This is a genomic window from Stenotrophomonas sp. YJH_SMC_21 (assembly GCF_059369555.1).
Map to the genome: position 1 here is coordinate 218,389 of NZ_JCAFSU010000003.1, position 24,762 is coordinate 243,150.

Sequence of the window (24,762 nt, forward strand, 5' to 3'; positions counted from 1 at the left end):
GTGACTCCTGTGAAAGGAGCTCCACGCTACCACCGGGAATGTTGCGCCGATGCCTGCACCGGCGCTTCACAGCGTTGCACTGCCGGCCAGCGGCCGGCACTACCGGGCTCAGCGATTGCGCAGCGCGTGCACCGCCGGCGCCACCTGGGCCTGGCGATCCAGCTCCAGGCCGACCTGCTCCAGCGCATCGGCCAACGCGGCAGCATCGTCATCGCGCAACGTGGCGTGGCCGACCTTGCGGCCTTCGCGCGGCTCCTTGCCATAGTCGTGCCAATGGCCGCTGGCCTGGCCCAGCACCGGTGCCGGGTCCGGCATCGCGCCCAGCCAGTTCAGCATGCAGGCGTGGCCGAGCATGCGGGTGCTGCCCAGCGGCAGGCCCAGCACGGCACGCAGATGGTTCTCGAACTGCGAGGTCTCGCTGCCCTCGATGGTCCAGTGGCCGGAGTTGTGTACGCGCGGCGCCATCTCGTTGGCCAACAGCTCGCCATCGCGACAGAACAGCTCCAGCGCGAACACGCCGACGTACTGCAGGTGCTCGGCGACACGGCGGGCATAGCCGATCGCGGCCTGCTGCTCGGCATCGGACAGCACAGCCGGTGCCACGCTGGCCGACAGCACGCCGTCGACATGCCAGTTGCCGGTGACCGGCCAGGCTTCGAAGCTGCCATCGCGGCCACGCACGGCGACCACGCTGACCTCGCGCTGGAACGCCACGAAGCCTTCCAGGATCAGGCCGGTACGCTCGACCTGCGCGCCCAGTGCATCCCACGCGGCGTCGATGTCGGCCTCGCTGCGCAGGCGGAACTGGCCCTTTCCGTCATAACCAAGGCGGCGGGTCTTGAGGATGCACGGCAGGCCGAACTCAGCCGCCTTCGCAGCCAGCTCGTCACGGCTGCGGATATCAGCGAAGGCCGGCAGCGGGATGCCCAACTGCTGGAACAGGGTCTTCTCGCTCAATCGGTCCTGGGCCACCGCCAGCGCGGCCGGCGGCGGATAGACCGGCACGCGGTCGGCCAGGAACTGCGCGCTGTCTGCGGGCACGTTCTCGAAATCGAAAGTGACCACATCGACCTTGGCGGCGAAGTCCGCCAGCGCGTGGCGGTCATCGAAGGCACCGACGGTGAGCGGCGCCAGCGGGCCACTGCAGGCGTCGGCCGCCGGGTCGTACAGCTGGAAGCGCAGTCCCAGCGGCGCACCGGCCAGGACCATCATGCGGGCGAGCTGGCCGCCGCCCAGGATGCCGACGGTCAGGCTCATTGGCGCGGATCGTCGTGGGCCATCACGTCTTCGGTCTGGCGTGCACGGAAGGCGTCGAGCGCCTGGCCGATCGCCGGCTGGTCGCTGGCCAGCATCGCAGCAGCGAACAGCGCCGCGTTGGACGCGCCGGCATTGCCGATGGCGAAGGTGGCGACCGGGATGCCGGCAGGCATCTGCACGATCGACAGCAGCGAATCCATGCCGTTGAGGGCCTTGGACTGCACCGGCACGCCCAGCACCGGCACGGCGGTCTTGGCGGCGATCATGCCCGGCAGGTGGGCGGCCCCGCCGGCGCCGGCGATGATCGCGCGCAGGCCACGCGGGCCCGCCTGCTCGGCGTAACTGAACAACACATCCGGCGTCCGATGCGCGGACACCACCTTCACTTCGAACGGAACACCCAGGGCTTCAAGCTTCTGGGCGGCGTGCTGCATGGTTTCCCAGTCGGAACGGGAACCCATGACGATGCCGACAAGCGGCGCGATCGGGTTGGGGGTCATTGGCCGTCACCTGCCTTAAAGACGTATTCTAGCCATCTTCCACGCAAGACGAAGAACCATGGATCGCAAGCTGCTCGACCTGCTGGTGTCGCCGGACACCCGCCAGCCCCTGTCCCTGCTGGATGGCAAGGGCCTGGAAACCCTCAACAAGGCCATTTCCGTCGGCGCGGTGAACAAGGCCGATGGCAACCCGCTGGCGCAGCCGCTGCGCGAAGCCCTGGTCACCCGCGACCGCAAGCAGGTGTTCCGCGTTGACGACGGCATCCCGGTGCTGCTGGCCGAGGAAGCCATCCCGACCGCCCAGATCGCCGACTTCCCGGCCGCATGAGCGCGCTGCCGACGCCGGATGCGGCCGTTGTCGCCGCCGATGTCGCGCGGGCGCTGGCCGAGGACCTGGGCAGCGGCGACGTCACCGCCGCCCTGCTGCCCGACCAGGCCGACAGCGCTTACCTGCTGTGCAAGCAGGACGGGGTGATTGCCGGCCGTCCGTGGTTCGACGCCACCCACCGCGCACTCGACCCGGACGTGCGCATCGAATGGCGTGTCTCCGAAGGTGACGCGGTCACCGCAGGCACCGTGCTGGCCCTGCTGCACGGGCGCAGCCGCAGCCTGGTCAGCGCCGAGCGCACCTCGCTGAACTTCCTGCAGACGCTGTCTGGCACCGCCACCACCACTGCCCGCTACGTGGCGGCGGTGGCCGGTACCGGCACGCGCATCCTCGACACCCGCAAGACTCTGCCTGGCCTGCGCCTGGCGCAGAAGTACGCAGTGCGCTGTGGCGGCGGCGACAACCACCGCTTCGGCCTCTATGACACGGTGATGCTGAAGGAAAACCACATCCGTGCCGCCGGTTCGCTGGCCGCGGCGGTGGCCGCCGCGCGCCGGCAATGGCCCGCGCTGCCGCTGGTGGTCGAGGTCGAGGACCTGGCCCAGCTGCGCCAGGCGCTGGAAGCCGGTTGCGAGCGCATCCTGCTGGATGACTTCAGCCCCGACCTGCGCCGCGAGGCAGTGCGCATCACGGCCGGCCGCATTCCGCTGGAAGTGTCAGGCAGCGTGGGCCTGGGCGGCCTGCGTTCGATCGCCGAGGACGGCGTTGACTGCATCTCCATCGGTGGACTGACCAAGCACGTGCAGGCCATCGATCTGTCGCTGAAGCTGGGCCCGCCGCCGGGTTGAGGCCTGGCGTGGGGGTCGATCCGTTGTCCATGGGGAAAGGGATCTGACCCCGTTCTCACACCCGGCGTTCACGACAGCGCTGCGACGCTGAGGTATCCCCCACAGGAGCCGCGCATGCGCCGGATGCTTTTGCCTGCCTGCCTGCTGCTGGCCGCGGCACCGTTGTCCGTAGCGGCCGCCGAAGCCTGCGATGTTCCGCCCCGCTTCGGCCTGAGTCCGTTGGCGGTGGCCATCCGCAACACCGCCTGCAATGAGCACCGGCTCTGGTACCGGCCCTTCATCGATCGTGAAGGCCGTGCCGCCAGCCTCAGCGTCACCGAGGCCGAAAGCGATCACCTGGCAGACAATGGCCTGATCGCCTGGCAGCGGGTGGCAGGCTACTGGCGCAACAGCGGCACGCTCAATGCAATGGGCAGCATCGCGGGCGCCAGCAGCTGCCTGGCGCCGTTGGGCACGCGCTACACCGACAGCGACTGCCGCGCCTTCCTGATCGACAACCCGTGGTCGGCCGCGTTCATTTCCTGGGTGATGGTGCAGTCCGGCGTTCCTGGCTTCAATACGTCGCCACGCCACATCGACTACATCCGTGCCGCCTACCAGGGCGGCCCCTCGGGCGTGCCGTACCGGCTGGTCGACCCGGCCACGGCCAAACCCGCACCGGGCGACCTGCTGTGCTTCCTGCGCGACCGCAGCACCACGCTCAGCTACAGCGGGCTGGTGCAGGCACTGGGCAATGGCTCGGTGGGCCACTGGAAATCGCATTGCGAAGTGGTGGTGGCGGCCAACCTCGGCGGCGACCAGACCCTGTACCTGGTCGGTGGCAACGTGATGAACACCGTGGCGATGCGGTTGCTGCAGCTGGATCGTACGGGGCTGATCAAGCTGCCTCCGGCACGCGAACGCAACAGCACCGGCATCGACCCCGGCTGCACACCAGGTCGCGAGGACGAATGCAGCTTCAACCGGCAGGACTGGGCAGCGCTGCTGCAGCTGACTGCAACCTCACCGCTGGTGATGCCCTCGCCCACTGCAACGCCGATGCAGCCCACTCCGGCACCGCAACCGGTCATCGTGCCAACGCAGCCGATGTCCAGCGAACCGCAGCCGCGGCGGTGAGTGCAGCGCTTGATCCCGCGCGCGTTCGCCGCCACCTTTGCGGGATCGACCCCTGACGGCTGACGCCATGCCAACCCTGCTGCTGTTGCTGATTGCCGGCGGAATCATCTATTTCTTCTGGAACGCGGCGCGTTCGGCCGCCGAGCGCGCGGTCGAACTGGGGCGCAATGCCTGCCGTGCTGCCGACGTGCAATGGCTGGATCAAGCGGTGCACGCCACCGGCCTGCGCCTGTCGCGCGGCGAAGATGGCCGGCTCGGCTTCGAACGTACCTTCAAGTTCGAGTATTCCTACGACGGCATCGATCGCCACGTGGGCCGCATGGTGCTGCGCGGCGACCAGCTGATCTCATTCACTGGTCCGGGCGCGGCGCGGATCAGCCAGATCCGCGCGGATGTGGACGATGCCGAGGATGTGTAAGGGCTGAAGGCGTGCCGACCAACGGTCGGCACCCACCGTTACCTGGTTACTTGACCACGCGCAGGTTCGGGCGCCCCTTCGGCGGCGGGCTGGCTGGCGGCGTATCGTCCGGCGGCGTGCCTTCCTCGTGCAGCAGCTCATCGCTGGTCGGAGCGGTCTCGTTGCCCGGGATGTCATCCGGTAGCGCCATGCCCTGCCCGGTCTCGCGGGCGTAGACGGCCAGCACGGCGCTGATCGGCACCTGCACCGGGTAGCTGGTACCGGAGAAGCGCGCCGAGAAGCTCACCATCTCGTTGTCGATCATCAGCCGCACGACAGCACGTTCGGCGATGTTGAGCACGACCCGGCCATCCTTGACCGCCGAAGGCGGGACCTGCACGCCGGGAACGCCGGCGTCGACCAGGATGTGCGGGGTCAGCTGGTTGTCGTTGATCCATTCCACCAGCGCCCGCAGCAGGTACGGGCGGTGGCTGGTCATGTGGAAGAAGTCTTCGGTCATGCGTGAAGTGTACGCGCCCGGCGCCCCGCCGGGGCGGATCACCTGCACGCCGGTCGGCGTGCAGACGGGTAACGCAGGCCCGGATCAGACCGGCAGATCGCGCAGCTTCTTTTCCTGATCGGTCAGGCTGCGGACGAAACCGGGGTGGCGGAAGATGCGGTTGCCGTAGTCCTCGATCGCCTTGCCGTCCTTCGGCAGCGGTACGTCCAGCGACTGCAGGCGCCAGATGATCGGCGCCATCGCGCAGTCGGCCAGGCTCATTTCCGGGTTGAGGAAGAACTTGCTGGCCTTGAACAGCGGCAGCGAGGCGGTCAGCAGCTCCTTCAGGCGCTTGCGGCCAGCCTCGGCCTGGGTCTTGTTGCCGAGCTGGATGGCCTGCACCTGTGGCACCCAGTCGTGCTCGATGCGCAGCATCGCCAGGCGGATGCGCGCACGCGAGAGCGGATCGACCGGCATCAGCGGCGGATGCGGATAACGTTCGTCCAGGTACTCGCTGACCACTGATGCGGCGTACAGCACCAGCTCGCGTTCGACCAGGGTCGGCACCGAGTGATACGGATTGAGGTCGATCAGGTCTTCAGGCGGGTTCTGTGGATCGACCGGAACGAAGTCGAAGGTCACACCCTTGGCCGCCAGGACCAGGCGTACACGGTGGCACAGTACATCGTCGTTCGAGGAAAACAGCGTCAGTGTATTGCGCATGCGTACGCTCGCCGCCATCAAAGGCTCTCCCACGACAGGAGACCGCCTGCCGCATCGGCGCCGCCGGCACCGTGCCGGCGGTCGACTCCTCCCCGAGTGTGCAACCGACCATCACAAAAGCCAATAGGCCCGTGCGATGGCCGGCGGCAGATTCAGTGAACGTCCTTCCAGTATTCCTTCTTCAGCAGGTACAGCAGGAAGGTGAGCAGGGCCAGGAACAGGATCACCCACACGCCCAGCTGCTGGCGCTTGAGCGCGGCCGGTTCACCGGCGTACTCGAGGAAGTTGGTGATGTCCCGCACCGCCTGGTCGTACTGGCCGGCATCGACCGACCCGGGCGTTTCGATCTTCAGGCCAGTCACCGGCGGGTCCATGCCGGGCGCTTCCGCCTTGCCATGGACCGCATGCTGCAGGCCCTGCATCTCCCACAGCGGGTTGGGCATGGAGGCATTGGCGAACAGCGCGTTGTTCCAGCCCAGCGGCCGGCTGCTGTCCAGGTAGAACGACTTGAGGTACGTGTAGACCCAGTCACTGCCCCGCACGCGCGCGATCAGGCTGAGGTCGGGCGGCATCTTGCCGAACCACTTCTCCGCGTTCTCCTTGGGCATCGCCACCGGGATCGGGTCGCCGATCGCCGAACCGGTGAAGTTGAGGTTGTTCATCACCTCTTCCTCGGTCAGGCCCAGGTCCTGCGCCATCCGCGAATAGCGCAGGTACTTCAGCGCGTGGCAGCCGGAGCAGTAGTTCATGTACAGCTGCGCGCCGCGCTGCAGCGAAGCGCGGTCGCCCAGATCGTTGCCGGCCTGCAGCAGCTTGGTGCCACCTTCGGCGGCGGAGGCCAGGAAACTGCCCAGCATCAGGGTGGCCGTCAGGGCCAACCGGACCATCCAGCGATCAGTCATGGGTGGTCACCCTCTCCGGTACCGGCTTGGTCTTGTCCAACCGTGTCCATAGCGGCATGGTGATGAAGAACGCGAAGTACAGGAAGGTCAGCACCCGCCCGATGTAGGTCTCGTGCACGTCGGTGCCCGGGCCGGAACCAATCACGCCCAGCCACACGAAGCACACCGCCAGCACGCCCAGCATCACCTTCGAGATCCAGCCGCGGTAGCGCACCGACTTCACCCTGGCCTTGTCCAGCCACGGCACCAGGAACAGGATCGCAATGGCCGAGAACATCACCAGCACGCCACCGAGCTTGTTCGGCACCACGCGCAACATCGCGTAGTAAGGCGTGTAGTACCAGACCGGCTTGATGTGTTCCGGGGTCACCAGGCGGTTGGCCTCGGTGAAGTTGTCGTGCTCCAGGAACAGGCCGCCGAAACCGGGCGCGAAGAAGATGATGAAGGCGGCGATGATCAGCAGGAAACCGGCGCCGACGCCATCCTTGAGCGTGTAGTACGGGTGGAACGGAATGCCATCGGCCGGCGCGTTCGGCGACCAGCGGTTGCCCTTCGGCCCCTTCTTGATCTCCACGCCATCGGGGTTGTTCGAACCCACTTCGTGCAGCGCGCCCAGGTGCAGTACCACCAGCAGCAACAGCACCAGCGGCAGGGCGATGACATGCAGCGCGAAGAAGCGGTTGAGCGTGGCGTCACTGGGCAGGTAATCGCCCATGATCCATTCGGTCAGGCCGTTGCCGATCACCGGTATCGCGCCGAACAGCGAGATGATCACCTTGGCGCCCCAGAACGACATCTGGCCCCACGGCAGCACGTAGCCCATGAAGGCTTCGGCCATCAACACCAGGTAGATCAGCATGCCGAGGATCCACACCAGCTCGCGCGGCTTCTGGTAACTGCCGTACAGCAGGCCACGGAACATGTGCAGGTAGACCACGATGAAGAACAGCGAGGCACCGGTGGAGTGCATGTAGCGGATCAGCCAGCCCCACTCCACATCGCGCATGATGTATTCGATGGAGCCGAACGCCTCGGCGGCGCTGGTCTTGTAGTGCATCGTCAGGAAGATGCCGGTGACGATCTGGTTGACCAGCACCAGCAGCGCCAGCGAACCGAAGTAGTACCAGATGTTGAAGTTCTTCGGCGCGTAGTACTCGCTGACGTGCTTCCGGTAGACCGGCATCAGGCCGGGCGCGCGGGCGTTGACCCAGTCGGCCACGCCGCTGGCAGTACGGCTGAGGATATTGGCCATCAGGCAGCCCCCTGCGGATCGACACCGATGATGATGGTGTTGTCGTCCTGGTAATGGTGCGCGGGCACCTTCAGGTTGATCGGCGCCGGCACGTCCTTGAAGACGCGTCCGGACATGTCGAAGCGCGACTTGTGGCACGGGCAGAAGTAGCCGCCCTTCCACTGCGGATCGTAGGGCTCAGGCCGGATCTCGGCGACCATTTCCGGCGAGCAGCCCAGGTGCGTGCACAGGCCGACCAGTACGGAGATATCCGGCTTGATCGAGCGCAGTTCGGGGTTCTGCTTCAGCACGTAGTCCGGCTGCTGATCCTTCTCGCCGGACTCGGGGTCCTTGAGACGGCCGTCCAGCCCGTGCAGCGCATCGAGGATGGCCTTGGACCGCTTGACGATCCAGATCGGCTGGCCACGCCATTCCACGATCAGGCGTTGGCCTTCCTGCAGGGCGCTGATGTCGGCCACCACCGGTGCGCCGGCAAGCTTGGCGCGGGCACTGGGGTTCCAGGATTTGATGAAAGGAACTGCGGTGAATCCGACGCCGACGGCGCCCACCACGGCTGTGGTGGCAGAAAGAAAACGCCGACGTCCGGTGTTGACTGGATCGTGTACCCCATCGTTGGCCATCCGGCACTCCGATATTGATTAGGTAGCTTTAAGGCTGCCAGCGGATCCGGTGGGGGCCAGAGCCGCATTGAATCACGGTCGAGTGTAGCGGAACCGTCGCGCGCCACACAACGCATTGCAACAACATTGATTGCGGGGTTGCCGGCCAGCGGCCGGCACTACCTTTCAAAGGAGTGCCGACCAACGGTCGACACCTACCGTTCAAGGAGTACCGGCCAACGGTCGGCACCTACTGGTGACTCAGGGCGGTGCGGTAACGCTCGGCCAGCTGCCCGACCCGGCGCACGTAGTACTGGGTTTCGCTGTAGGGTGGCACGCCACCGTGGCGGTCGACCGCACCTTCGCCAGCGTTGTAGCCGGCTGCGGCAAGGGTCAGGTCGCCATTGAAGCGTTTCAGCAACCACGCAAGATACTGCACGCCGCCACGGATGTTCTGCCCGGCGTCATAGGAATCGCTTACGCCGAAGCGCGCGGCGGTCGGCGGCATCAGCTGCATCAGGCCCTGCGCGCCAGCACGGCTGAGCGCGGTCGGGTTGTAGGCCGACTCGGCATGGATGATGGCGCGCACCACCGCCTCCTCCACGCCGAACTCGCGCGCGGCCGAGGTGATCTCGGCCTGGAAGGCCGAGGTGTTCAGTCGCACGGTGCCGAAGTCCACGCGTGGATTGACCCCGCAGGCATAGCAGCGCTCCATGAAGCTGTAGCGGATGGTCCGGACCGGGCCGAGGTTGGCCACCTGTGTCGGGCGCGCACTGGTGTAGTGGCGCACGCCATCCTTCATGAAGGAATACACCTGGCCACTGACCATGCGCCCGCTGCGCGAGGCGACCGGCTGTGCGGGACCGGATGCCGGCACGGACGCAGGCGCGACCGTTGCCGGCGCTGCGGCACTCGCAGCAACGGCCACCGGGTTGCGTTCGATGCTGGCCACCGTGGTGGGTGCCGGCCTGGGCGCGGCCACCACCGGTCGAGGTGCCGGGCGGGTGTCACGGGTGTAGCTGATGGTGCTGCAGCGCGCGCCGGCCACCCGCTTGCTCACATAACTGGTGACGCCGTCAGCGCCCTGGCACTTGTACAGGGTTCCAGCGCTGGCCGGCGCAGCGGTCAGCGCAGCGATGATGATCGCCGTTGTCCCCAGTATCCCCTTCATGGCGGCGAGTGTCCCAGCTTCGCCGGGGCTTGCCAAGCGACGTGGCTCAGCCTGTGACCGGCGGCACAGCCAGCAGCTGGCCGAGGCCCGCCAGGCGCTGTGCCAGTTCGTCGCGCAGGCCCGGCGGGGTGGTCCAAAGCGCCACGGGCAGGCGGTCCAGGCTGAGAATCTGCGCCAGCATCATGCCGCGGCTCTCGGCGCCCATGCGCAGCAGGCAGTGGTCTGGGCCATCCGCTTCCAGTACTCCACACCACGGCGGGATGCGGCCTTCCAGCTCGGAATGGCTGCCGGACAGGCGGAGGATGGCCTGCAGCGCGAACGGCGCCTGGCTGACCGCCTGCCGCACCATCACATCGGGCGGCGCCGGGGTGCGCCGGTGCAGGCCCGGCCCGGCGCACTCACGTACGGCGCCCATGCGGTCCACGCGCAGGGTGCGCCAGTCCTGCCGCCCCAGGTCCCAGGCAAGCAGATACCAGCGTCGCCCGTAATTGACCAGGTGCTGGGCCTCAACCTCGCGCTGGGTGACGGCTTCCTGCGCGCTGCGGTATTCGAAGGCCAGCCGTGACGCCTGTCGGCAGTGCTGGGCCAGCCGCCCGAGCAGGCGTGCGTCGGTGGACGGAAGGTCGGACAGGGTGGCCGTCGCTGCATGCACCTCGCCGGCCTGCTGGCGACGACGGGTCGGCACCAGCGGATCGAGCTTGGACAACAGGCCACGCGCGGTGTCGTCGATCCCGGCAACGGTGGCCGAGGCTGCGCGCAGGGCGATGGCCAGGGTGGTCGCCTCCTCCTCGTCCAGCAGCATCGGCAGCACCGGGGCCCCGGCCCCCAACTGGTAGCCGCCGCCGACCCCGGACGAGGCCTGCACCGGATAGCCCAGCTCGCGCAGGCGCTCGATATCACGGCGAATGCTGCGCCGGTCCACGCCCATGCGCTCGGCGAGCTCGGCCCCGGACCACTGGCGGCGGGCCTGCAGCAGGGCGATCAGGCGCAGCAGACGATGGGCGGTATGGCGCATGAAGGATCGAGGACAGAAGTCGTCCGCAATAGTGCCCCAGGATGGCCTCCAGTTCACCACCCACCGCAAGGAGCAATGCCATGAATTCACGCCAGATCACCCTGTACCACGCCGCCCGTTCCCGCTCGAGCGGCGCCGTGGCCCTGCTCGAAGCGCTGGGTGCCGACTACCGCATGCAGGTGCTGGACCTGAAAGCCGGCGCCAACCTGGCCCCGGCCTACCTGGCCATCAACCCGATGGGCAAGGTGCCGGCCATCGTCCACAACGGCGCACTGGTGACCGAGCAGGTGGCGATCTATCTGTACCTGGCCGACCTGTATCCGGAAGCCGGGCTGGCACCGCCGATCGGCGACGCCCTGCGCGGCCCCTACCTGCGCTGGATGGCCTTCTATGGCGCCTGTTTCGAGCCGGCGATGATCGACAAGGCGATGCACCGCGAGCCGCCGCCGCGCCTGATGTCGCCGTACAACGATGCCGAGACCGTGCTGCAGGTGGTCGAGGCCCAGCTGGCGCAGGGCCCGTACCTGCTGGGCGAGGTCATGAGCGCCGCCGACGTGCTGTGGGGCAATGCACTGGCGTGGACCACGGCCTTTGGCCTGGTACAGCCGGCGCCGGCCACGGCTGACTACATCGCACGGATGAGCGCGATGACCGCGTTCGACCGTTCGCGGCAGATCGATGCGGAGCTGGCGGCGGCGTAAGGGCGCCCGCCGGGCACCGCCCGGCGCTACCGGGGCCGGCGGGATGCGGGTAGCGCGGGGCCGTGCCCCGCGAGCGCACAGCGCGGCGTACGCGCCGGGATGCAGGTAGAATTGCCGGCTTTCCCGCCACCCGAATGGATTAAGCGCCATGACCGGGACGCCAGACGTCTTTCCGCCCGCCCCGCCGGGCGGTGCCCCGCTCGTTGCCCTGCCCGCCGGTCCGCGCAAGCCCGACCAGGTGAAAGGCAAGCTGTACATCAAGACCCACGGTTGCCAGATGAACGAGTACGACTCGGCCAAGATGGCCGACGTGCTCGCCGCCAGCGATGGCCTGGAACTGACCGATACCCCGGAAGACGCCGACGTCATCCTGGTCAACACCTGTTCCATCCGCGAGAAGGCGCAGGAGAAGGTGTTCAGCCAGCTCGGCGTCTGGAAGGGCCTGAAGAACAAGGGCCGCGAGGTCATCATCGGCGTGGGCGGCTGCGTTGCCTCGCAGGAAGGCGAGGCGATCATCAAGCGTGCGCCGTTCGTGGACCTTGTGTTCGGCCCGCAGACCCTGCACCGGCTGCCGGAGCTGATCCGCGCCCGACGCGAGCAGAAGCGCCCGCAGGTGGACATCAGCTTCCCCGAGATCGAGAAGTTCGACCGTCTGCCGGAACCGCGTGCCGAAGGCGCTTCGGCGTTCGTGTCGATCATGGAAGGCTGCTCGAAGTACTGCTCGTTCTGCGTGGTGCCCTACACCCGCGGCACCGAAGTCAGCCGCCCGTTCGAGGACGTGGTGGTGGAAGTGGCGCAGCTGGCCGCGCAGGGCGTGCGCGAAATCAACCTGCTCGGGCAGAACGTCAATGCCTATCGCGGCCCCTATGGAGATGGCGAGTTCGCCGATCTCGGCCTGCTGATCCGGACCATCGCCGAGATCGACGGCGTCGGCCGCATCCGCTTCACCACCTCGCACCCGCTGGAGTTCAGCGACTCGCTGATCGATGCGTTCCGCGACGTGCCGAAGCTGGCCAACTTCCTGCACCTGCCGGTGCAGGCCGGCAGCGATCGCGTACTGTCGGCGATGAAGCGCGGCTATACCGCGCTGGAATTCAAGTCGAAGATCCGCAAGCTGCGCGCGGTGCGCCCGGACATCTCGATCAGCTCGGACTTCATCGTCGGCTTCCCCGGCGAAACCGATGCCGATTTCGAGAAGACCATGAAGCTGATCGAGGACATCGGCTTCGACCACAGCTTCTCCTTCATCTATTCGCGCCGCCCGGGGACCCCGGCGGCCGACCTGGAGGACACGATCAGCGATGCCGAGAAGCACGCGCGCCTGTCGCGCCTGCAGGAGCGCATCAATGCGCACGCCGCCGGCATCTCCGAGAAGATGGTCGGCACCGTGCAGACCGTGCTGGTGGAAGGCCCTTCGCGCAAGAACCCGAACGAACTGACCGGCAAGACCGAGAACATGCGTTCGGTGAACTTCCCGGCGCCGGCGCGGCTGATCGGCCAGTTCGTGGATGTGGTGATCACCGAGGCGCTGACCAATTCGCTGCGCGCGCGCGTGGTGGCGGAATAAGGTGCGCCGACCAACGGTCGGCACCCACCGGAGTTGATGCCGACCAACGGTCGGCACCCACCGAGTTGATGCCGACCAACGGTCGGCACCCACCGAATTGATGCCGGCCAGTGGCCGGCACCCACCGGAGTTGATGCCGGCCAGTGGCCGGCACCTGCCGGGGTGGATGCCGACCGTTGGTCGGCATGCCTCAATCCAAACGCTTGCGGAAACGCAGGATCGCCAGGGTCATCATCACCGCGATGAAGGCCAGCAGCGCCAGCGCGTCGTGCCACAGCTCCCACAGCGAGGCGCCGCGCAGCATGATGCCGCGCACCAGGCGCAGGAAGTGGGTCAGCGGCAGTACTTCGGCCAGCCATTGCACCGGCCGCGGCATGCCCGCGAACGGGAACATGAAGCCCGACAGCAGGATCGACGGCAGGAACATGAACAGGGTCATCTGCATCGCCTGGAACTGCGAGCGCGCGCGCGTGGAAATCAGCAGGCCCAGTGCGAGGTTGGCCAGCACCAGCAGCACCGCGGCCAGGTAGATATCGAGCAGGCTGCCGCGGATCGGCACCTGGAACAGCCAGGTGCCCAGCACCAGCACCAGCGTGGTCTGCAGCAGGCCGATGGCTGCATAGGGCAGCACCTTGCCCACCATCAGTTCGCTGCGCGACACCGGCGTGGCGATCAGCAGCTCCATGTTGCCGCGCTCGCGTTCACGCACCACCGCCACCGCCGTGAACATCACCAGGGTCATGGTCAGGATCACCCCGATCAGGCCTGGCACGATGTTCACCGCCGAACGCCGCTGCGGGTTGTAGAAGCTGGTCACGCTGATTGGACCACTGGCGATGCTGCCTTCGCGCAGCGGCCGCGTGTTGCTGGTCGGTCGCGTCTCCAGCGGCACCTGCGCCAGCTGGATCGCCGCGCTCTGCACCACGGTGTCGCTGCCATCAACCAGCACCTGCACCGCCTCGCGTCCATCGAAGCGACGACGCTCGAAGTCGGCCGGCACCACGATGCCGACACTGATCTCGCCACGCCGCAGCGCCTGCATCAACTGGTCGGGCGTATAGGCTTCGCTGCGCGGCGTGATCACGCCGGTGGCGACCATGTCCTGCACCAGCGGGCGTGACGCCGCACTGTTGGCCTGGTCGGCGACACCGGCGTCGAGGTGGCGCAGGTTGAGATTGATCGCGTAGCCGAACAGCAGCAGCTGCATCACCGGAATGCCGACGATCATCGCCAGCGTGATGCGGTCGCGGCGCAGCTGGCGCAATTCCTTGAGCATGATCGCCCACAGCCGGCGCAGGTTCATGCCGCTGGCTCCCGGCCACGGCCGCGGGTGGCGGCGACGAAGACGTCTTCCAGGTTCGGCGCCACCGCCTCGATGCGGGCCTGCGGATCGGCGCTGGCCAGCGCGCGCCGCAACGCTGGCGTATCGGCGGCCGCCTCGCTGCACAGCACGCGCAGCTGCGTGCCGATCTGTGCCACGCTCAGCACGCCGGGCAGCTCAGACAACGCGCGGCTGGCCTGCCGCGGCTGCGCCGACGTGACCTGCAACGTGCGGCCGTCCAGCCGTGCACAGAGTTCGGCCGGCGTGCCATCGGCCACCAGCGCGCCTCGATCGAGGATCGCCAGCCGATGGCAGCGCTCGGCTTCGTCCATGTAGTGGGTCGATACCAGCACGGTGGTACCGGCGTCGGCAAGTTCAAACAGGGCCTCCCAGAAATCGCGGCGTGACTCCGGGTCGACCGCGCTGGTCGGCTCGTCCAGGAACAACAGCTCGGGCGCGTGCACGACGGCGCCGGCCAGCGCCAGGCGCTGCTTCTGGCCACCACTGAGGGTGCCGGCCAGCTGCGGCTGCCGGTCCAGGAGACGGTACTGCTGCAGCAGTTCGTCGACCCGCTGCCGGGCCTGCGTACGCGGCAGGTCCTGGATGGCGGCGAGGAATTCCAGGTTCTCGCGCACCGAAAGGTCTTCATACAACGAGAAGCGCTGGGTCATGTAGCAGATGCGCCGGCGCAGTGCCTCGGCCTGCTCCGGCACGGCCAGGCCGAGCACCTCGATCTGGCCGGCGCTCGGTTCCAGCAGGCCGCACAGCATGCGGATGGTGGTCGACTTGCCCGACCCGTTCGGGCCCAGGAAGCCATAGACCTGGCCACGCGGCACGGTCAGGTCGACATTGTCCACGGCCAGCAGATCGCCGAAGCGGCGGGTCAGGCCCTGGGCATGCACCGCGATGTCGTTGCCGGTGTTCAGAAGCGCACCTGTACCGGAAGACCCGCTGGCAGCTTCTGCATGTCGCTGTTCCCGTCCACTTCAATCTCGGCCAGATAACTCAGGCGCTCGACGTCATCACCGGTCAGTGCGTAGTACGGCGTGAACGACGGTTCGCTGCGGATCGCACGCACGTGTCCCGTCAGCACCGTGCTGCCTCCTTCCAGCTGTATCTGCGCGGCCTGCCCGACCTTGACCTGCAGGCGCAGCGGCTGCGGCAGATACACGCGCGCATAGGGGCGCTCGCCGACCAGCATCACCGCCAGCGGCGCGCCGACCGGCGCCTGGTCGCCCTGCCGGTAAGGCAAGGCATCGACCACGCCGTCGCGCGGCGCACGCAATTGCAGCTTCTGCAGGTTCACGGCCTGCACTGCCTGTTGCGCCTGAGCGGCATCGGCGGCGGCCTGGCCCTGGGCGATATCCTGCACACGGCTGCCGTGCACCCGCTCCAGCCAGGCCTGCTCGGCAGCACGCACGCTGGCCTCGGCATTGCCGGCGGCGGCACGTGCACGATCCAGCTCAGCGGCGGCAATCAAGCGCTGCTGTGCCAACGGCTGGACCCGTCGGTAATAGGCACTTGCTTCGGCAGCCTGTGCGCGCAGCGCGGCCAGTTGCGCCTGGGCCTGCGCGATCTGCTCCTGGCGTGGGCCGATCATCAGTTCTTCCAGCTGCGCCTGCGCACGCGCCGTATCAGCCTGCGCTGCGGCGAACTGCGCGTCGCCGCGGGCCGGGTCGAGCTGCATCAGCACGGCGCCGGCCTTGACCTGCTGTCCCTCGCGCACCTCCACCGTGGCGATCACTTCGGCCGCCGGTGCCGGCACCGTGATCCGGTCCCACTCCAGCGTGCCCAGTGCAGTCGGTGTTGACTGCCCACACCCGGCCAGCAGGCCGATGCCCGCCAGTCCGATTCCTCGCATCCCGTTGCCGATGCCCATGCCATCCCCTCCTGCGACGGCGACACGGTGCCATGTGCCCCGTGCACCCTCAATGATTCCGATCAGCCCTGGCGGTTTTTTCGCCACGCGCCGGCACGCCTTTTGCTGCAAGGCTCCGCACCACCTATCCACAGGTTGATTCGGCATCATTCCACAACCGTTGTGGAAATCCGCCAGCGCCCGGCTTTGTTGCTCACCCGGCAACGAAACCTGCACTGTCGTCACGATGAATGCCCCCGTGCAGGCCCCCATGGCAGTGCTGCCGAAGCGACGAGCGACCATGACGTTTTTTTCACCAGGACCTCATGGGCCTTGTGGCACAAGCATTGCGAAGGTCTATCCACAGGTTTTCGCGCCCCCCGTCCACACCGGGTGTGGAAAACGCTGTATCGACCGTCTGCTGGCCGTGTGCCCCGCACGCGCGCTACCCTTGTCTCCCCTGAATACACTGCGGTGGAAGGCGTCCGCCCCACCCGAAGCAATGAAAAGCATCGAGCATCGAGACTTCACCCTGTCGCCGGAAGACAACGAACGGCTGGCCAACCTGTGTGGCCCGTTCGACGGGCACCTGCGGCAGATCGAACTGAAACTCGGCGTGGAAATCGCCAACCGTGGCTTCGTGTTCCGCATCAGCGGGCCGAAGGACGCCATCGTCGAGGCGCAGAAGCTGGTTGAAGCGCTGTACGCCGAAGCCGGCGAAACGACCTTCGACAACCACGCCATCCACCTGCGCCTGGCGCAGGCCAATGTCGAGCAGATCGCCGAACGCTCCTACGAAGCGCAGGAGGTGGCGATCAAGGTCAAGCGCGGCACGGTACGCGGGCGCGGTGCCAACCAGGCCCGCTACCTGCACCAGATCGCAACCCACGACATCAACTTCGGCATCGGGCCGGCCGGCACCGGCAAGACCTTCCTGGCCGTGGCCAGCGCAGTCGAAGCGCTGAACGAATCGCGGGTGCAGCGGCTGATCCTGGTCCGCCCCGCGGTGGAAGCCGGCGAGAAGCTGGGCTTCCTGCCCGGCGACCTGAGCCAGAAGGTCGATCCCTATCTGCGACCGCTGTACGACGCCCTGTACGAGATGATGGGCGTGGAAAAGGTGGTCAAGCTGCTGGAAAGGAACGTCATCGAGATCGCGCCGCTGGCCTATATGCGCGGCCGCACGCTCAACGATGCGTTCGTGATCCTGGACGAAGCACAGAACACCACCATCGAGCAGATGAAGATGTTCCTGACCCGCCTCGGCTACGGCTCCACCGCGGTGGTCACCGGTGACCTGACCCAGACCGACCTGCCCAAGCACGTGAAGTCGGGCCTGCGCGACGCCATCGACGTGCTGCGCGACGTGGAGGGTGTCAGCTTCACCTTCTTCGAATCCCGCGACGTGGTCCGCCACCCGCTGGTGGCGCGCATCGTCAGCGCCTACGACCGCCGCGACCTGCATCAGATCCAACCTGGAGCAACTCCATGACCCGTGGTCCCGTGCGACTGGACGTCGCCGTCAGTTATGCCCTGCCGCGTGCCGGCCTGCCGGCGGCAGTGAGCTTCCGCAAGTGGGTGGCTGCCGCGCTGAAGGGCCGCATCCGCGAGGCCGACCTGGCCATCCGCGTGGTCGACGCCAAGGAAGGGCAGTCGCTGAACCGCCATTACCGCGGCAAGGACTACGCCACCAACGTGCTCAGCTTCCCGGCCGAAGTGCCCGAAGGCCTGCCCAAGGGCGTCAAGTTCCCGCTGCTCGGCGATCTGGTTATCTGTGCACCTGTCGTAGCGCGGGAGGCCGACGAACAGGGCAAGGCGCTCAACGCCCACTACGCGCACCTGACCGTGCACGGCGTGCTGCACCTGCTCGGCTGGGACCACGAGGACGACAAGGAAGCCGAAGCGATGGAACAGCTGGAACGGGAGATCCTGGCCGAGCTGGGCATCGACGACCCCTACGCGGGCGAGCGCTGACACCGGGCCCTGTTCCGAGCCCACGCACTCACGGAAGAGGAGCGCAGCATGACCCTGCCCGCACTTGTGCTTGCCGCGCTACTGCAGTCCGGGGCAGGCCTGATGCCCGATCCTGACCGTCCCTCACCGTTCCCCGCCAGCGACAGCGAGGCCGACATCGCCGCAAAGATCGCCGAACTACGGGCGTTCTTCGGCAGCAGCGAGCGCGACACCCGCAACATCGTCGCCACTGCCCAGCAACGGGCACTGATCGAGCGCCTGGAAGCGCGGCACGCGGCACGTCTGGCCGGCATCTGGGTGGACAATGCGAGGGGCTGGAACGTTGTCGTGCGACTGACAGGCGCCGCACCCGAGGCCGATGAGACACATCCAGGGGCGGATGGCCCGCAACGTGTGCGCTACATCACCGGCGCCGCGATGACCGAAGCGGAGATGACGCGCCGCCTGCACGCACAGCAGGACTGGCTGCGGGCCCAGCTGCCCGACCTGTTAGGCCATGGCCTGGATGTCAAGACCGGGGAGCTGGAGGTGGAGCTGCGGGATACCCCAGCCAACCGCGCGACGGCGGCGGCCGTGCGTGACCACCTGCAGGCGCGACTGGGCTACCCGGTCAGGCTGCGCTGGTACCCAGCGGCCACGCGCTGGAGTCCGCCCTGACTGCGCCACGGCTGGAGTGCCAGCCATGCGCTGAGCTACTGTTCAACACCGGCCAGGACGCGGAAGGAAAAAGGATGAACCCAGGGAACAGCTTCACGACGTTTGCGATGGCCGCCGGCCTGCTCGCGGGCCTGCTGGTGCTGGGCGCTCACACCGTGCGCCGCATCAGCGCCCGCGACCCCGGCGGCAGGCACTGGCTGCTGCGCAGCCTGGCCCTGCTGTCGCCCGTGTGCCTGCTGGCCGGGCTGGCGATCGGCATGTTCGGCCCGCACTTCACAGGTAGAGCGGAACCCGCCCACCTGCCGGGGCTGTGGGAAACGTCGATGGTGCTGATACTGGTCGGTGCCTTGACCCTGCCAGTGCTGTGGCGAACGCTGCTGCAGCAGCGGTTTGGCAGGCCGGTCAATGCACTGCCGTTCTTCCACGCCAGCCGCACCTCGCTGCTGGTGCTGTTCGTGCTGGCCGTGATCTACATGAAAGTGGCCAGGACAGCCGCGGCGGAACTGATGCCCTGGCTGACCAGCCCGGGCCTGTGGCCGGCGGTGGCGCGCATCGCGGGGCAATCGATGCAGGTCGCCATGCTTGCGGTCGTGCTGACTCTCTCACTGATGGTCGTACGGCGGGCGATGACCGGTTTCCTGCGCCTTCTCAGCGGGCTGTTCCGACGCTCGCCGGGGCTATGATGGCGGCCCCTCGCCTGCGGAAACCGACCGTGTCACTGCGCTGCTGTCTGCCCCTGCTCTGTGCCCTCGCCGCTCCCTCCGCCTTCGCCACCCGCCTGGACCTGCCGGCCCTCATCGAATGCCGCCAAGGCGTGGCCGAGCAGGCCGCGCTGGCGCCGCTGCTGGCCGATCCGCTGAAGGCCGTGGCCCAGGGCCTGCAGCCGCTGCCGCAGGGCAACCAGTTCATGAGCGAGTTCCGGCTGGCCAGCCCGATCACCGTCTTCGGCCAACAGACCGATCGGGTGGCGGTGGCCGGCGCCAGCGTCATGGCCGTCCTCGACCAGGCCGACCCACGCCCGCTGGCCAAACGGCTGGAATTGGAGACCGGCTACGACCAGGACGGCAAGTTCATGGCCGGCCGCGAGCTGGTCAGCCGCGACGTGACCGACCCGAAGACCGGCGAGGCCCAGATCGAGTCGATCATCCTCAGCGTCTCCACCGTGGCCTCCCACCCGGGCAAGACCCTGGCCGGCTGCACCTACAGCCTGGACCTGCCCGAAGAGAAGCCGGCCGCGGCCGCCCCAGCCCCGGTCACCGGCAGTCACTGACAGGCCGTCACATCCTGCTAGACTTGGGTCAACGCCCGGCCTGCCGGGTGCCTTTTTTCCAGAGATGTCAGAAGACGACAGTAGTAGCTCCCCTGCGGAGCACAGTGAAAAGAAGCGCGGCTGGCTTGAACGCCTGACCTCCGCCTTCTCCGGCGAACCCCATACCCGCGACGAGCTGGTCGCTGTCCTGCACACCGCGCAGGAAGAGGGTCTGATCGCCGCCGATACCCTGAAGATGATGGAAGGCGCCATTTCGGTGGCCGAGCTGACCGTGGGCGACGTGATGATCTCGCGCTCGCAGATGGTCTCGCTGCCAGTTGAAGCGCCCTTCCTGGAACTGATGAAGCAGGTGGTCGAATCCGGCCATTCACGCTTCCCGGTGCACGGCGAGAACAAGGACGACATCCTTGGCATCCTGCTGGCCAAGGACCTGCTGCGCGGCGTGGTCGCCGACAACGGTCCGGCCAACGTGCGCGAGCTGCTGCGCCCGGCGGTCCTGATCCCGGAAGCGAAGAAGCTCAACGTGCTGCTGAAGGAATTCCGCCTGTCGCGCAACCACATGGCCATCGTGGTGGACGAGTACGGCGGTGTCGCCGGCCTGGTCACCATCGAGGACGTGCTGGAACAGATCGTCGGCGAGATCGACGATGAGCATGACGAGGCCGAGGATCCCTCGGCGCAGATCGCGATCCAGTCCGACGGCCAGTACGTGGTCGACGCGCTGACCCCGATCGGCGACTTCAACGAGCGTTTCGGCGCGACGTTCTCCGACGAGGACTACGACACCATCGGCGGCCTGGTCACCGAGGCCGTGGGCCACCTGCCGGAAGTCGGTGACGAGCTGGCGCTGGACCGCTTCATGTTCCGCGTGGCCCGCGCCGATGCGCGCCGGGTACAGGCCTTCCACGTGACCGTGCTGCCGCCGGACGCGCAGGACGACGCTTGAAGCGCCGCGGCCTGATCCTCATGGTGTGGCTGGCACTCTACGTGCTGGCCATGGCCCTGCCGCTGGCCGCCTTCGCGCAGCCGGCGCCGGCCACACCTGCCGTGCCCGCGGCCAGCGCTGAAGCCCCTGCTCCGCGCATCGGCGTGGTGACCATGCAGCCGGGCACGGTGTTCTTCGAACGCTTCGGCCATGACGCCATCGTGGTGGTCGATCCGCTCAGCGGTGAAGCGACCTCGTACAACTTCGGCTACTTCGATCCGTCCGAGGACGATTTCGTCAGCCGCTTCGCGCGCGGCGACATGATGTACTACCTGGTGGCGCTGCCGCTGCAGCAGGACCTGTCGTACTACGACGAGACCGGCCGTGGCGCCAGCGTGCAATGGCTGGACCTGCGCCCGGACCAGGCGCGCTCGCTGGCCGCCGGCCTGGCCGAGCGGGCCAAGCCGGAAAACGCGCGTTACCACTACGATTACTACACCGCCAACTGCGCGACGATGGTGCGCGACACGCTGGACAAGGCGCTCGGCGGCGGCCTGCAGTCGCAGCTGTCGGGGCGCTCGCGTGGCAACACCTATCGCAGTGAATCGGTCCGTCTGGCCTCGCCGGCACCATGGATGTGGCTGGGCTTCGATGTGGGCCTCGGACCGTTCGCCGACCAGCCGCTGTCGCGCTGGCAGGAAGCGTTCGTCCCGATGCGCCTGGCCGATGCCCTGCGCCAGGCACGCAACAGCGATGGCCGGCCGCTGGTGCAGTCCGAACAGGAACTGTTGCCGCACCGCATCGATCCGGAGCCGAAGGAGTTCGCACGCCGCTGGTGGCCGTGGCTGCTGTGTGGCCTGGTGATCGCCGCTGGCGTGCTGGCGCTGCGCAACCGCCCGCGCCTGCTGGCCGGGCTGGCCGTGCCGTTCTGGCTGCTGTGCGCCCTGTTCGGTGGCGTGCTGGTGTTCCTGTGGGGCTTCAGCATCCACTACGCCGCATGGGCCAACCGCAACCTGCTGCTGCTTTCGCCACTGGCCGTGCTGCTGCTGCCGGGCGCGATCGCACTGCTGCGCCGGCGCGTGCCGGGACGCATGTTCAGGATCGTGCTGTGGCTGCTGGCGGTACAGGCGATGGCCGCGCTGGTGCTGCACTGGCTGAGCCTGCAGGCGCAGTACAACGTGCAGTGGATCGTGCTGCTGCTGCCGGTGCACGTGGCACTGGCGTGGGTGCTGGCGCGTCGTCCTCACTTGTCCGAAACACGGCCCTGACGCACGATGGCGGGCATGTCATTGCCCGCCTCCGCTTCCGCCCCCGCTTCGGCCAACCCTACCTGCGTCATCAACTGCGTCCACTACGATGACGAGGGCAAGCGCCACGACATCAGCCTGGATGCCATCAGCGATGTCATTGCCAGCGGCAACGGCTTCGTCTGGGTCGGCCTGTACGACCCCAACGAAGACGTGCTGCTGAAACTGCAGGAAGAATTCTGCCTGCACGACCTGGCCATCGAGGATGCGCGCAATGCGCACCAACGGCCCAAGGTCGAGACCTATGGCAACTCGTTGTTCGTGGTGGTGACCACCGCGCAGATGGTCGACGAACGCATCCAGTATGGCGAAACCCATGCCTTCCTCGGCCCGCGGTTCCTGGTGACGGTCCGCCACGGCGCCTCGCTGTCCTACGCGCCGGTGCGCGCACGCGTCGAGCGCGAGCCGCAGCTGCTGAAGATGGGTCCGTCGTACTGCCTGTACGCGGTGACCGACTTCGTGGTCGACAACTACCTGCCGATCGTGCACCGCTTCCGCGACACCCTGGACCTGCTGGAAAAGGACATCTTCGCCGACACCTACAAGCGCAGCACGGTGGTGCGGCTGTACGAGCTCAAGCGCGAACTGAACAAGATGCGGATGGCGGTGGCGCCGTTGCAGGACGTGCTGGCGCAGCTGCGCCGCTACCAGGGCGAACTGATCCCCGACGAAGTGAAGCTGTACGTGCGTGACGTGCATGACCATGCGGTGCGCATCAGCGATGTGATCGACACCCTGCGCGAGATGCTGGGCACCGCGCTGAGCGTGAACCTTTCGCTGGTGACACTGGCGCAGGGCGAGACGGTCAAGCGGCTGGGCGCCTGGGCTGCGCTGCTCGCCGCGCCGACGCTGATCACCAGCTGGTACGGCATGAACTTCAGTCACATGCCGGAGCTGAGCGAACCCTGGTCGTACCCGCTGATGATCGTTGGCGTGGGCGGTGTGTGCGTCGGGCTGTACCGGTTGTTCAAGCGCGCGAAGTGGTTGTAGCGCGTATCGACCAACGGTCGATACCCACCATGCACGTGGGCGTCGATACCCACCATGCACGGGGGGCGTCGATACCCTGCAATCCGGTAGGCCACGACCGTTGGTCGTGGCACATGCCCCGCTTCTGGTAGTGCCGGCCGCTGGCCGGCAACCCGGCAATGCCGGCCAACGGCCGGCACTACCGTTCGGGATCAAGCCACGTAGACGGTCTTGATGTTCATGAACTCATGGATGCCATGGTCGGCCAGCTCCCGACCGAAACCGGACTGCTTGCTGCCACCGAACGGCAGCCGCGCGTCGCTCTTGACGATGGCGTTGACGAACGCCGCACCGCATTCCATGCGCTGCGCGAAGCGCTCGCCGCGTACCGGATCGCCGGTCCACACGCTGCCGCCCAGGCCGAAGCGGGTGTCGTTGGCCACGCGCAGTGCCTCGGCCTCATCCTTGACCCGGATCACCGCGGCCACCGGCCCGAACAGCTCCTCGTCATACGCCGGCATGCCCGGGCCGACCTGGTCGAGCACCGTGGCCGGATAGCCGGCATGGGTGCCGGCAATCGGCTCACCACCGATCAGCACCCGCGCGCCCTTGGCCACGCTGGCCTGCACCTGCTTGTGCAGTTCGTCACGCAGGTCGGCGCGAGCCATCGGCGCCAGCGTGGTGCCCCGCTCATCGGGATCGCCGTACTGGCGCTCGCCCGCCGCCTGCACAAAGCGACGGGTGAATTCATCGGCCACCGCCTCGACCACGATGAAGCGCTTGGCCGCGATGCAGGTCTGCCCGCTGTTGTCGAAGCGCGACTTCACTGCCGCGGCCACGGTCTTGTCGAGGTCGGCATCGTCGAGCACCACGAAGGCATCGCTGCCACCCAGCTCCATCACCGACTTCTTCAGCTGGCTGCCGGCATTGGAGGCGATCGAGCGCCCTGCCCGCTCGCTGCCGGTCAGCGTCACCGCCTTCACCCGTGCGTCGCGCAGCACGCCGGCGGCCTGGTCGTTGTCGATGTGCAGCACGTCGAACACGCCATCAGGCAGGCCGCCGTCACGGCACACCGCCAGGATCAGGTCGGCGCACTGCGGCACGTTGCTGGCGTGCTTGAGCAGGGCGACGTTGCCAGCCATGAACGCCGGGGCGAGGAAACGGAACACCTGCCAGATCGGGAAATTCCACGGCATCACCGCGAACACGCAGCCGATCGGCTCGTAGCGCACGTAGCTGCGCTGGGCTTCGGTATCGATCAGCTGCGGCTTGAGATAGTCGGCCGCGTGATCGGCATAGTACTCGCAGGCGGCAGCGCACTTGTCGACCTCGGCCAGCGCCTCGGCCTTGAGCTTGCCCATCTCGTGGGTCATCGCCTGCTGCAGGTCGTCGCGCCGCGTGCGCAGCTGCGCGGCGATCTGGCGAAGGATGGCGCCGCGGTCCTGCAGCGAGCGATCTGCCCAGCCCGGAAATGCATCGGCAGCGGCCTGCAGGCGCTGCTCGATGTCGGCTGCGCCCATCAGTTCATGGCGGTAGGTCACCTGTCCGGTGGCCGGGTCGACGATCTCGACGGTCATGGGGGATCTCCATCTGGAAGACCCCCATTGTG

27 protein-coding genes are annotated in these 24,762 nt (G+C 67.4%); 14 read left to right on the plus strand and 13 right to left on the minus strand.

Annotation, left to right across the window (positions count from 1 at the left end; translation table 11 throughout):
* Positions 1–108 precede the first annotated feature (108 nt).
* Both AC5P67_RS06595 and purE read right to left on the minus strand, forming a co-directional pair.
* The gene (locus AC5P67_RS06595; protein WP_005408849.1) at positions 109–1,257 is read right to left on the minus strand and encodes a 5-(carboxyamino)imidazole ribonucleotide synthase; all 1,149 of its coding nucleotides are present in this window, start codon (positions 1,255–1,257) and stop codon (positions 109–111) included.
* Complete coding sequence (gene purE / locus AC5P67_RS06600; RefSeq protein ID WP_005412808.1) at positions 1,254–1,757, minus strand: 5-(carboxyamino)imidazole ribonucleotide mutase; 504 nt, start codon at positions 1,755–1,757, stop codon at positions 1,254–1,256. The genes AC5P67_RS06595 and purE overlap by 4 nt, the downstream gene beginning before the upstream one ends.
* A gap of 58 nt (positions 1,758–1,815) precedes the next feature.
* Between purE and AC5P67_RS06605 the strand changes: the two genes are divergently transcribed.
* The 4 genes from AC5P67_RS06605 to AC5P67_RS06620 all read left to right on the plus strand — a co-directional run bounded on the left by AC5P67_RS06605 (position 1,816) and on the right by AC5P67_RS06620 (position 4,467).
* Complete coding sequence (locus tag AC5P67_RS06605) at positions 1,816–2,085, plus strand: Trm112 family protein (protein WP_099474841.1); 270 nt, start codon at positions 1,816–1,818, stop codon at positions 2,083–2,085.
* Positions 2,082–2,933 (plus strand): carboxylating nicotinate-nucleotide diphosphorylase, encoded by an 852-nt coding sequence (gene nadC / locus AC5P67_RS06610; protein ID WP_005408846.1) that lies wholly within the window; start codon positions 2,082–2,084, stop codon positions 2,931–2,933. The genes AC5P67_RS06605 and nadC overlap by 4 nt, the downstream gene beginning before the upstream one ends.
* A gap of 114 nt (positions 2,934–3,047) precedes the next feature.
* Positions 3,048–4,049, plus strand: a complete 1,002-nt coding sequence (locus AC5P67_RS06615; protein ID WP_111193803.1) for a DUF2272 domain-containing protein — start codon at positions 3,048–3,050, stop codon at positions 4,047–4,049.
* Positions 4,050–4,116: 67 nt separating this feature from the next.
* Positions 4,117–4,467 carry a DUF3301 domain-containing protein gene (locus AC5P67_RS06620; RefSeq protein ID WP_005408844.1) on the plus strand — a complete coding sequence of 117 codons (351 nt, stop codon included), beginning with the start codon at positions 4,117–4,119 and terminating at the stop codon, positions 4,465–4,467.
* A 46-nt stretch (positions 4,468–4,513) separates the two neighbouring features.
* On the opposite strand, the gene AC5P67_RS06625 is transcribed toward AC5P67_RS06620, so the two are convergent.
* The 7 genes from AC5P67_RS06625 to AC5P67_RS06655 form a co-directional block, all read right to left on the minus strand.
* Positions 4,514–4,966, minus strand: coding sequence for a ClpXP protease specificity-enhancing factor (locus tag AC5P67_RS06625; protein ID WP_005412806.1), 453 nt, complete (start codon positions 4,964–4,966; stop codon positions 4,514–4,516).
* A gap of 84 nt (positions 4,967–5,050) precedes the next feature.
* Positions 5,051–5,686, minus strand: coding sequence for a glutathione S-transferase N-terminal domain-containing protein (locus AC5P67_RS06630; protein ID WP_005408842.1), 636 nt, complete (start codon positions 5,684–5,686; stop codon positions 5,051–5,053).
* Between the two features lie 134 nt (positions 5,687–5,820).
* Positions 5,821–6,570: a cytochrome c1 gene (locus tag AC5P67_RS06635; protein ID WP_005408841.1), complete on the minus strand. Its 750-nt coding sequence runs from the start codon at positions 6,568–6,570 to the stop codon at positions 5,821–5,823.
* Complete coding sequence (locus tag AC5P67_RS06640) at positions 6,563–7,822, minus strand: cytochrome b (RefSeq protein ID WP_005408840.1); 1,260 nt, start codon at positions 7,820–7,822, stop codon at positions 6,563–6,565. The genes AC5P67_RS06635 and AC5P67_RS06640 overlap by 8 nt, the downstream gene beginning before the upstream one ends.
* The gene (petA, locus tag AC5P67_RS06645) at positions 7,822–8,442 is read right to left on the minus strand and encodes a ubiquinol-cytochrome c reductase iron-sulfur subunit (protein ID WP_004151998.1); all 621 of its coding nucleotides are present in this window, start codon (positions 8,440–8,442) and stop codon (positions 7,822–7,824) included. Before petA ends, AC5P67_RS06640 begins: the two co-directional genes overlap by 1 nt.
* Positions 8,443–8,671: 229 nt before the next feature.
* Entirely contained in the window at positions 8,672–9,592 is a 921-nt protein-coding gene (locus AC5P67_RS06650) for a lytic transglycosylase domain-containing protein (protein WP_005408839.1), read from the minus strand.
* A 46-nt stretch (positions 9,593–9,638) separates the two neighbouring features.
* Positions 9,639–10,607: a helix-turn-helix transcriptional regulator gene (locus AC5P67_RS06655; RefSeq protein WP_033834738.1), complete on the minus strand. Its 969-nt coding sequence runs from the start codon at positions 10,605–10,607 to the stop codon at positions 9,639–9,641.
* Between the two features lie 80 nt (positions 10,608–10,687).
* Here AC5P67_RS06655 and AC5P67_RS06660 point away from each other — a divergent pair, with 80 nt between their 5' ends.
* On the plus strand, positions 10,688–11,308 hold the full coding sequence (locus AC5P67_RS06660) for a glutathione S-transferase family protein (protein WP_005408837.1): 621 nt from the start codon (positions 10,688–10,690) through the stop codon (positions 11,306–11,308).
* Positions 11,309–11,456: 148 nt separating this feature from the next.
* On the plus strand, positions 11,457–12,875 hold the full coding sequence (gene miaB / locus AC5P67_RS06665; protein ID WP_099474839.1) for a tRNA (N6-isopentenyl adenosine(37)-C2)-methylthiotransferase MiaB: 1,419 nt from the start codon (positions 11,457–11,459) through the stop codon (positions 12,873–12,875).
* Between the two features lie 190 nt (positions 12,876–13,065).
* On the opposite strand, the gene AC5P67_RS06670 is transcribed toward miaB, so the two are convergent.
* Genes AC5P67_RS06670 through AC5P67_RS06680 form a run of 3 tightly spaced genes read right to left on the minus strand, consistent with a single transcriptional unit; the run spans position 13,066 to position 16,075 of the window.
* Positions 13,066–14,178, minus strand: a complete 1,113-nt coding sequence (locus AC5P67_RS06670) for an ABC transporter permease (protein ID WP_308310334.1) — start codon at positions 14,176–14,178, stop codon at positions 13,066–13,068.
* Positions 14,175–15,098, minus strand: a complete 924-nt coding sequence (locus AC5P67_RS06675; RefSeq protein ID WP_495214405.1) for an ABC transporter ATP-binding protein — start codon at positions 15,096–15,098, stop codon at positions 14,175–14,177. Before AC5P67_RS06675 ends, AC5P67_RS06670 begins: the two co-directional genes overlap by 4 nt.
* A 20-nt stretch (positions 15,099–15,118) precedes the next feature.
* The gene (locus tag AC5P67_RS06680) at positions 15,119–16,075 is read right to left on the minus strand and encodes an HlyD family secretion protein (RefSeq protein ID WP_043034378.1); all 957 of its coding nucleotides are present in this window, start codon (positions 16,073–16,075) and stop codon (positions 15,119–15,121) included.
* A 481-nt stretch (positions 16,076–16,556) separates the two neighbouring features.
* On the opposite strand from AC5P67_RS06680, the gene AC5P67_RS06685 reads away from it, so the two are divergent.
* The 8 genes from AC5P67_RS06685 to AC5P67_RS06720 all read left to right on the plus strand — a co-directional run bounded on the left by AC5P67_RS06685 (position 16,557) and on the right by AC5P67_RS06720 (position 23,174).
* Complete coding sequence (locus AC5P67_RS06685) at positions 16,557–17,543, plus strand: PhoH family protein (RefSeq protein WP_495214406.1); 987 nt, start codon at positions 16,557–16,559, stop codon at positions 17,541–17,543.
* Positions 17,540–18,025: an rRNA maturation RNase YbeY gene (ybeY, locus tag AC5P67_RS06690; protein ID WP_005408831.1), complete on the plus strand. Its 486-nt coding sequence runs from the start codon at positions 17,540–17,542 to the stop codon at positions 18,023–18,025. Before AC5P67_RS06685 ends, ybeY begins: the two co-directional genes overlap by 4 nt.
* A 48-nt stretch (positions 18,026–18,073) precedes the next feature.
* The gene (locus AC5P67_RS06695) at positions 18,074–18,682 is read left to right on the plus strand and encodes a hypothetical protein (RefSeq protein WP_043034379.1); all 609 of its coding nucleotides are present in this window, start codon (positions 18,074–18,076) and stop codon (positions 18,680–18,682) included.
* A 74-nt stretch (positions 18,683–18,756) separates the two neighbouring features.
* Positions 18,757–19,365 carry a hypothetical protein gene (locus AC5P67_RS06700; protein WP_043034380.1) on the plus strand — a complete coding sequence of 203 codons (609 nt, stop codon included), beginning with the start codon at positions 18,757–18,759 and terminating at the stop codon, positions 19,363–19,365.
* On the plus strand, positions 19,365–19,952 hold the full coding sequence (locus AC5P67_RS06705) for a hypothetical protein (protein ID WP_171974396.1): 588 nt from the start codon (positions 19,365–19,367) through the stop codon (positions 19,950–19,952). Before AC5P67_RS06700 ends, AC5P67_RS06705 begins: the two co-directional genes overlap by 1 nt.
* Before the next feature lie 64 nt (positions 19,953–20,016).
* Entirely contained in the window at positions 20,017–20,898 is an 882-nt protein-coding gene (locus AC5P67_RS06710; RefSeq protein ID WP_005408827.1) for a CorC family transporter, read from the plus strand.
* Complete coding sequence (locus tag AC5P67_RS06715) at positions 20,895–22,145, plus strand: lipoprotein N-acyltransferase Lnb domain-containing protein (protein WP_111189466.1); 1,251 nt, start codon at positions 20,895–20,897, stop codon at positions 22,143–22,145. The genes AC5P67_RS06710 and AC5P67_RS06715 overlap by 4 nt, the downstream gene beginning before the upstream one ends.
* A gap of 6 nt (positions 22,146–22,151) precedes the next feature.
* The gene (locus AC5P67_RS06720; RefSeq protein ID WP_005408825.1) at positions 22,152–23,174 is read left to right on the plus strand and encodes a magnesium and cobalt transport protein CorA; all 1,023 of its coding nucleotides are present in this window, start codon (positions 22,152–22,154) and stop codon (positions 23,172–23,174) included.
* Between the two features lie 191 nt (positions 23,175–23,365).
* On the opposite strand, the gene AC5P67_RS06725 is transcribed toward AC5P67_RS06720, so the two are convergent.
* Positions 23,366–24,730 carry an NAD-dependent succinate-semialdehyde dehydrogenase gene (locus AC5P67_RS06725; RefSeq protein WP_111189465.1) on the minus strand — a complete coding sequence of 455 codons (1,365 nt, stop codon included), beginning with the start codon at positions 24,728–24,730 and terminating at the stop codon, positions 23,366–23,368.
* Positions 24,731–24,762: the final 32 nt, after the last annotated feature.

Excerpts from the sequence above, each read along its gene's own strand:
- AC5P67_RS06595 (WP_005408849.1), bottom strand. The coding sequence starts at position 1,257 with ATGAGCCTGACCGTCGGCATCCTGGGCGGCGGCCAGCTCGCCCGCATG.
- purE (WP_005412808.1), bottom strand. The coding sequence starts at position 1,757 with ATGACCCCCAACCCGATCGCGCCGCTTGTCGGCATCGTCATGGGTTCC.
- AC5P67_RS06605 (WP_099474841.1), top strand. The coding sequence starts at position 1,816 with ATGGATCGCAAGCTGCTCGACCTGCTGGTGTCGCCGGACACCCGCCAG.
- nadC (WP_005408846.1), top strand. The coding sequence starts at position 2,082 with ATGAGCGCGCTGCCGACGCCGGATGCGGCCGTTGTCGCCGCCGATGTC.
- AC5P67_RS06615 (WP_111193803.1), top strand. The coding sequence starts at position 3,048 with ATGCGCCGGATGCTTTTGCCTGCCTGCCTGCTGCTGGCCGCGGCACCG.
- AC5P67_RS06620 (WP_005408844.1), top strand. The coding sequence starts at position 4,117 with ATGCCAACCCTGCTGCTGTTGCTGATTGCCGGCGGAATCATCTATTTC.
- AC5P67_RS06625 (WP_005412806.1), bottom strand. The coding sequence starts at position 4,966 with ATGACCGAAGACTTCTTCCACATGACCAGCCACCGCCCGTACCTGCTG.
- AC5P67_RS06630 (WP_005408842.1), bottom strand. The coding sequence starts at position 5,686 with ATGGCGGCGAGCGTACGCATGCGCAATACACTGACGCTGTTTTCCTCG.
- AC5P67_RS06635 (WP_005408841.1), bottom strand. The coding sequence starts at position 6,570 with ATGACTGATCGCTGGATGGTCCGGTTGGCCCTGACGGCCACCCTGATG.
- AC5P67_RS06640 (WP_005408840.1), bottom strand. The coding sequence starts at position 7,822 with ATGGCCAATATCCTCAGCCGTACTGCCAGCGGCGTGGCCGACTGGGTC.
- petA (WP_004151998.1), bottom strand. The coding sequence starts at position 8,442 with ATGGCCAACGATGGGGTACACGATCCAGTCAACACCGGACGTCGGCGT.
- AC5P67_RS06650 (WP_005408839.1), bottom strand. The coding sequence starts at position 9,592 with ATGAAGGGGATACTGGGGACAACGGCGATCATCATCGCTGCGCTGACC.
- AC5P67_RS06655 (WP_033834738.1), bottom strand. The coding sequence starts at position 10,607 with ATGCGCCATACCGCCCATCGTCTGCTGCGCCTGATCGCCCTGCTGCAG.
- AC5P67_RS06660 (WP_005408837.1), top strand. The coding sequence starts at position 10,688 with ATGAATTCACGCCAGATCACCCTGTACCACGCCGCCCGTTCCCGCTCG.
- miaB (WP_099474839.1), top strand. The coding sequence starts at position 11,457 with ATGACCGGGACGCCAGACGTCTTTCCGCCCGCCCCGCCGGGCGGTGCC.
- AC5P67_RS06670 (WP_308310334.1), bottom strand. The coding sequence starts at position 14,178 with ATGAACCTGCGCCGGCTGTGGGCGATCATGCTCAAGGAATTGCGCCAG.
- AC5P67_RS06680 (WP_043034378.1), bottom strand. The coding sequence starts at position 16,075 with ATGGGCATCGGCAACGGGATGCGAGGAATCGGACTGGCGGGCATCGGC.
- AC5P67_RS06685 (WP_495214406.1), top strand. The coding sequence starts at position 16,557 with ATGAAAAGCATCGAGCATCGAGACTTCACCCTGTCGCCGGAAGACAAC.
- ybeY (WP_005408831.1), top strand. The coding sequence starts at position 17,540 with ATGACCCGTGGTCCCGTGCGACTGGACGTCGCCGTCAGTTATGCCCTG.
- AC5P67_RS06695 (WP_043034379.1), top strand. The coding sequence starts at position 18,074 with ATGACCCTGCCCGCACTTGTGCTTGCCGCGCTACTGCAGTCCGGGGCA.
- AC5P67_RS06700 (WP_043034380.1), top strand. The coding sequence starts at position 18,757 with ATGAACCCAGGGAACAGCTTCACGACGTTTGCGATGGCCGCCGGCCTG.
- AC5P67_RS06705 (WP_171974396.1), top strand. The coding sequence starts at position 19,365 with ATGGCGGCCCCTCGCCTGCGGAAACCGACCGTGTCACTGCGCTGCTGT.
- AC5P67_RS06710 (WP_005408827.1), top strand. The coding sequence starts at position 20,017 with ATGTCAGAAGACGACAGTAGTAGCTCCCCTGCGGAGCACAGTGAAAAG.
- AC5P67_RS06720 (WP_005408825.1), top strand. The coding sequence starts at position 22,152 with ATGGCGGGCATGTCATTGCCCGCCTCCGCTTCCGCCCCCGCTTCGGCC.
- AC5P67_RS06725 (WP_111189465.1), bottom strand. The coding sequence starts at position 24,730 with ATGACCGTCGAGATCGTCGACCCGGCCACCGGACAGGTGACCTACCGC.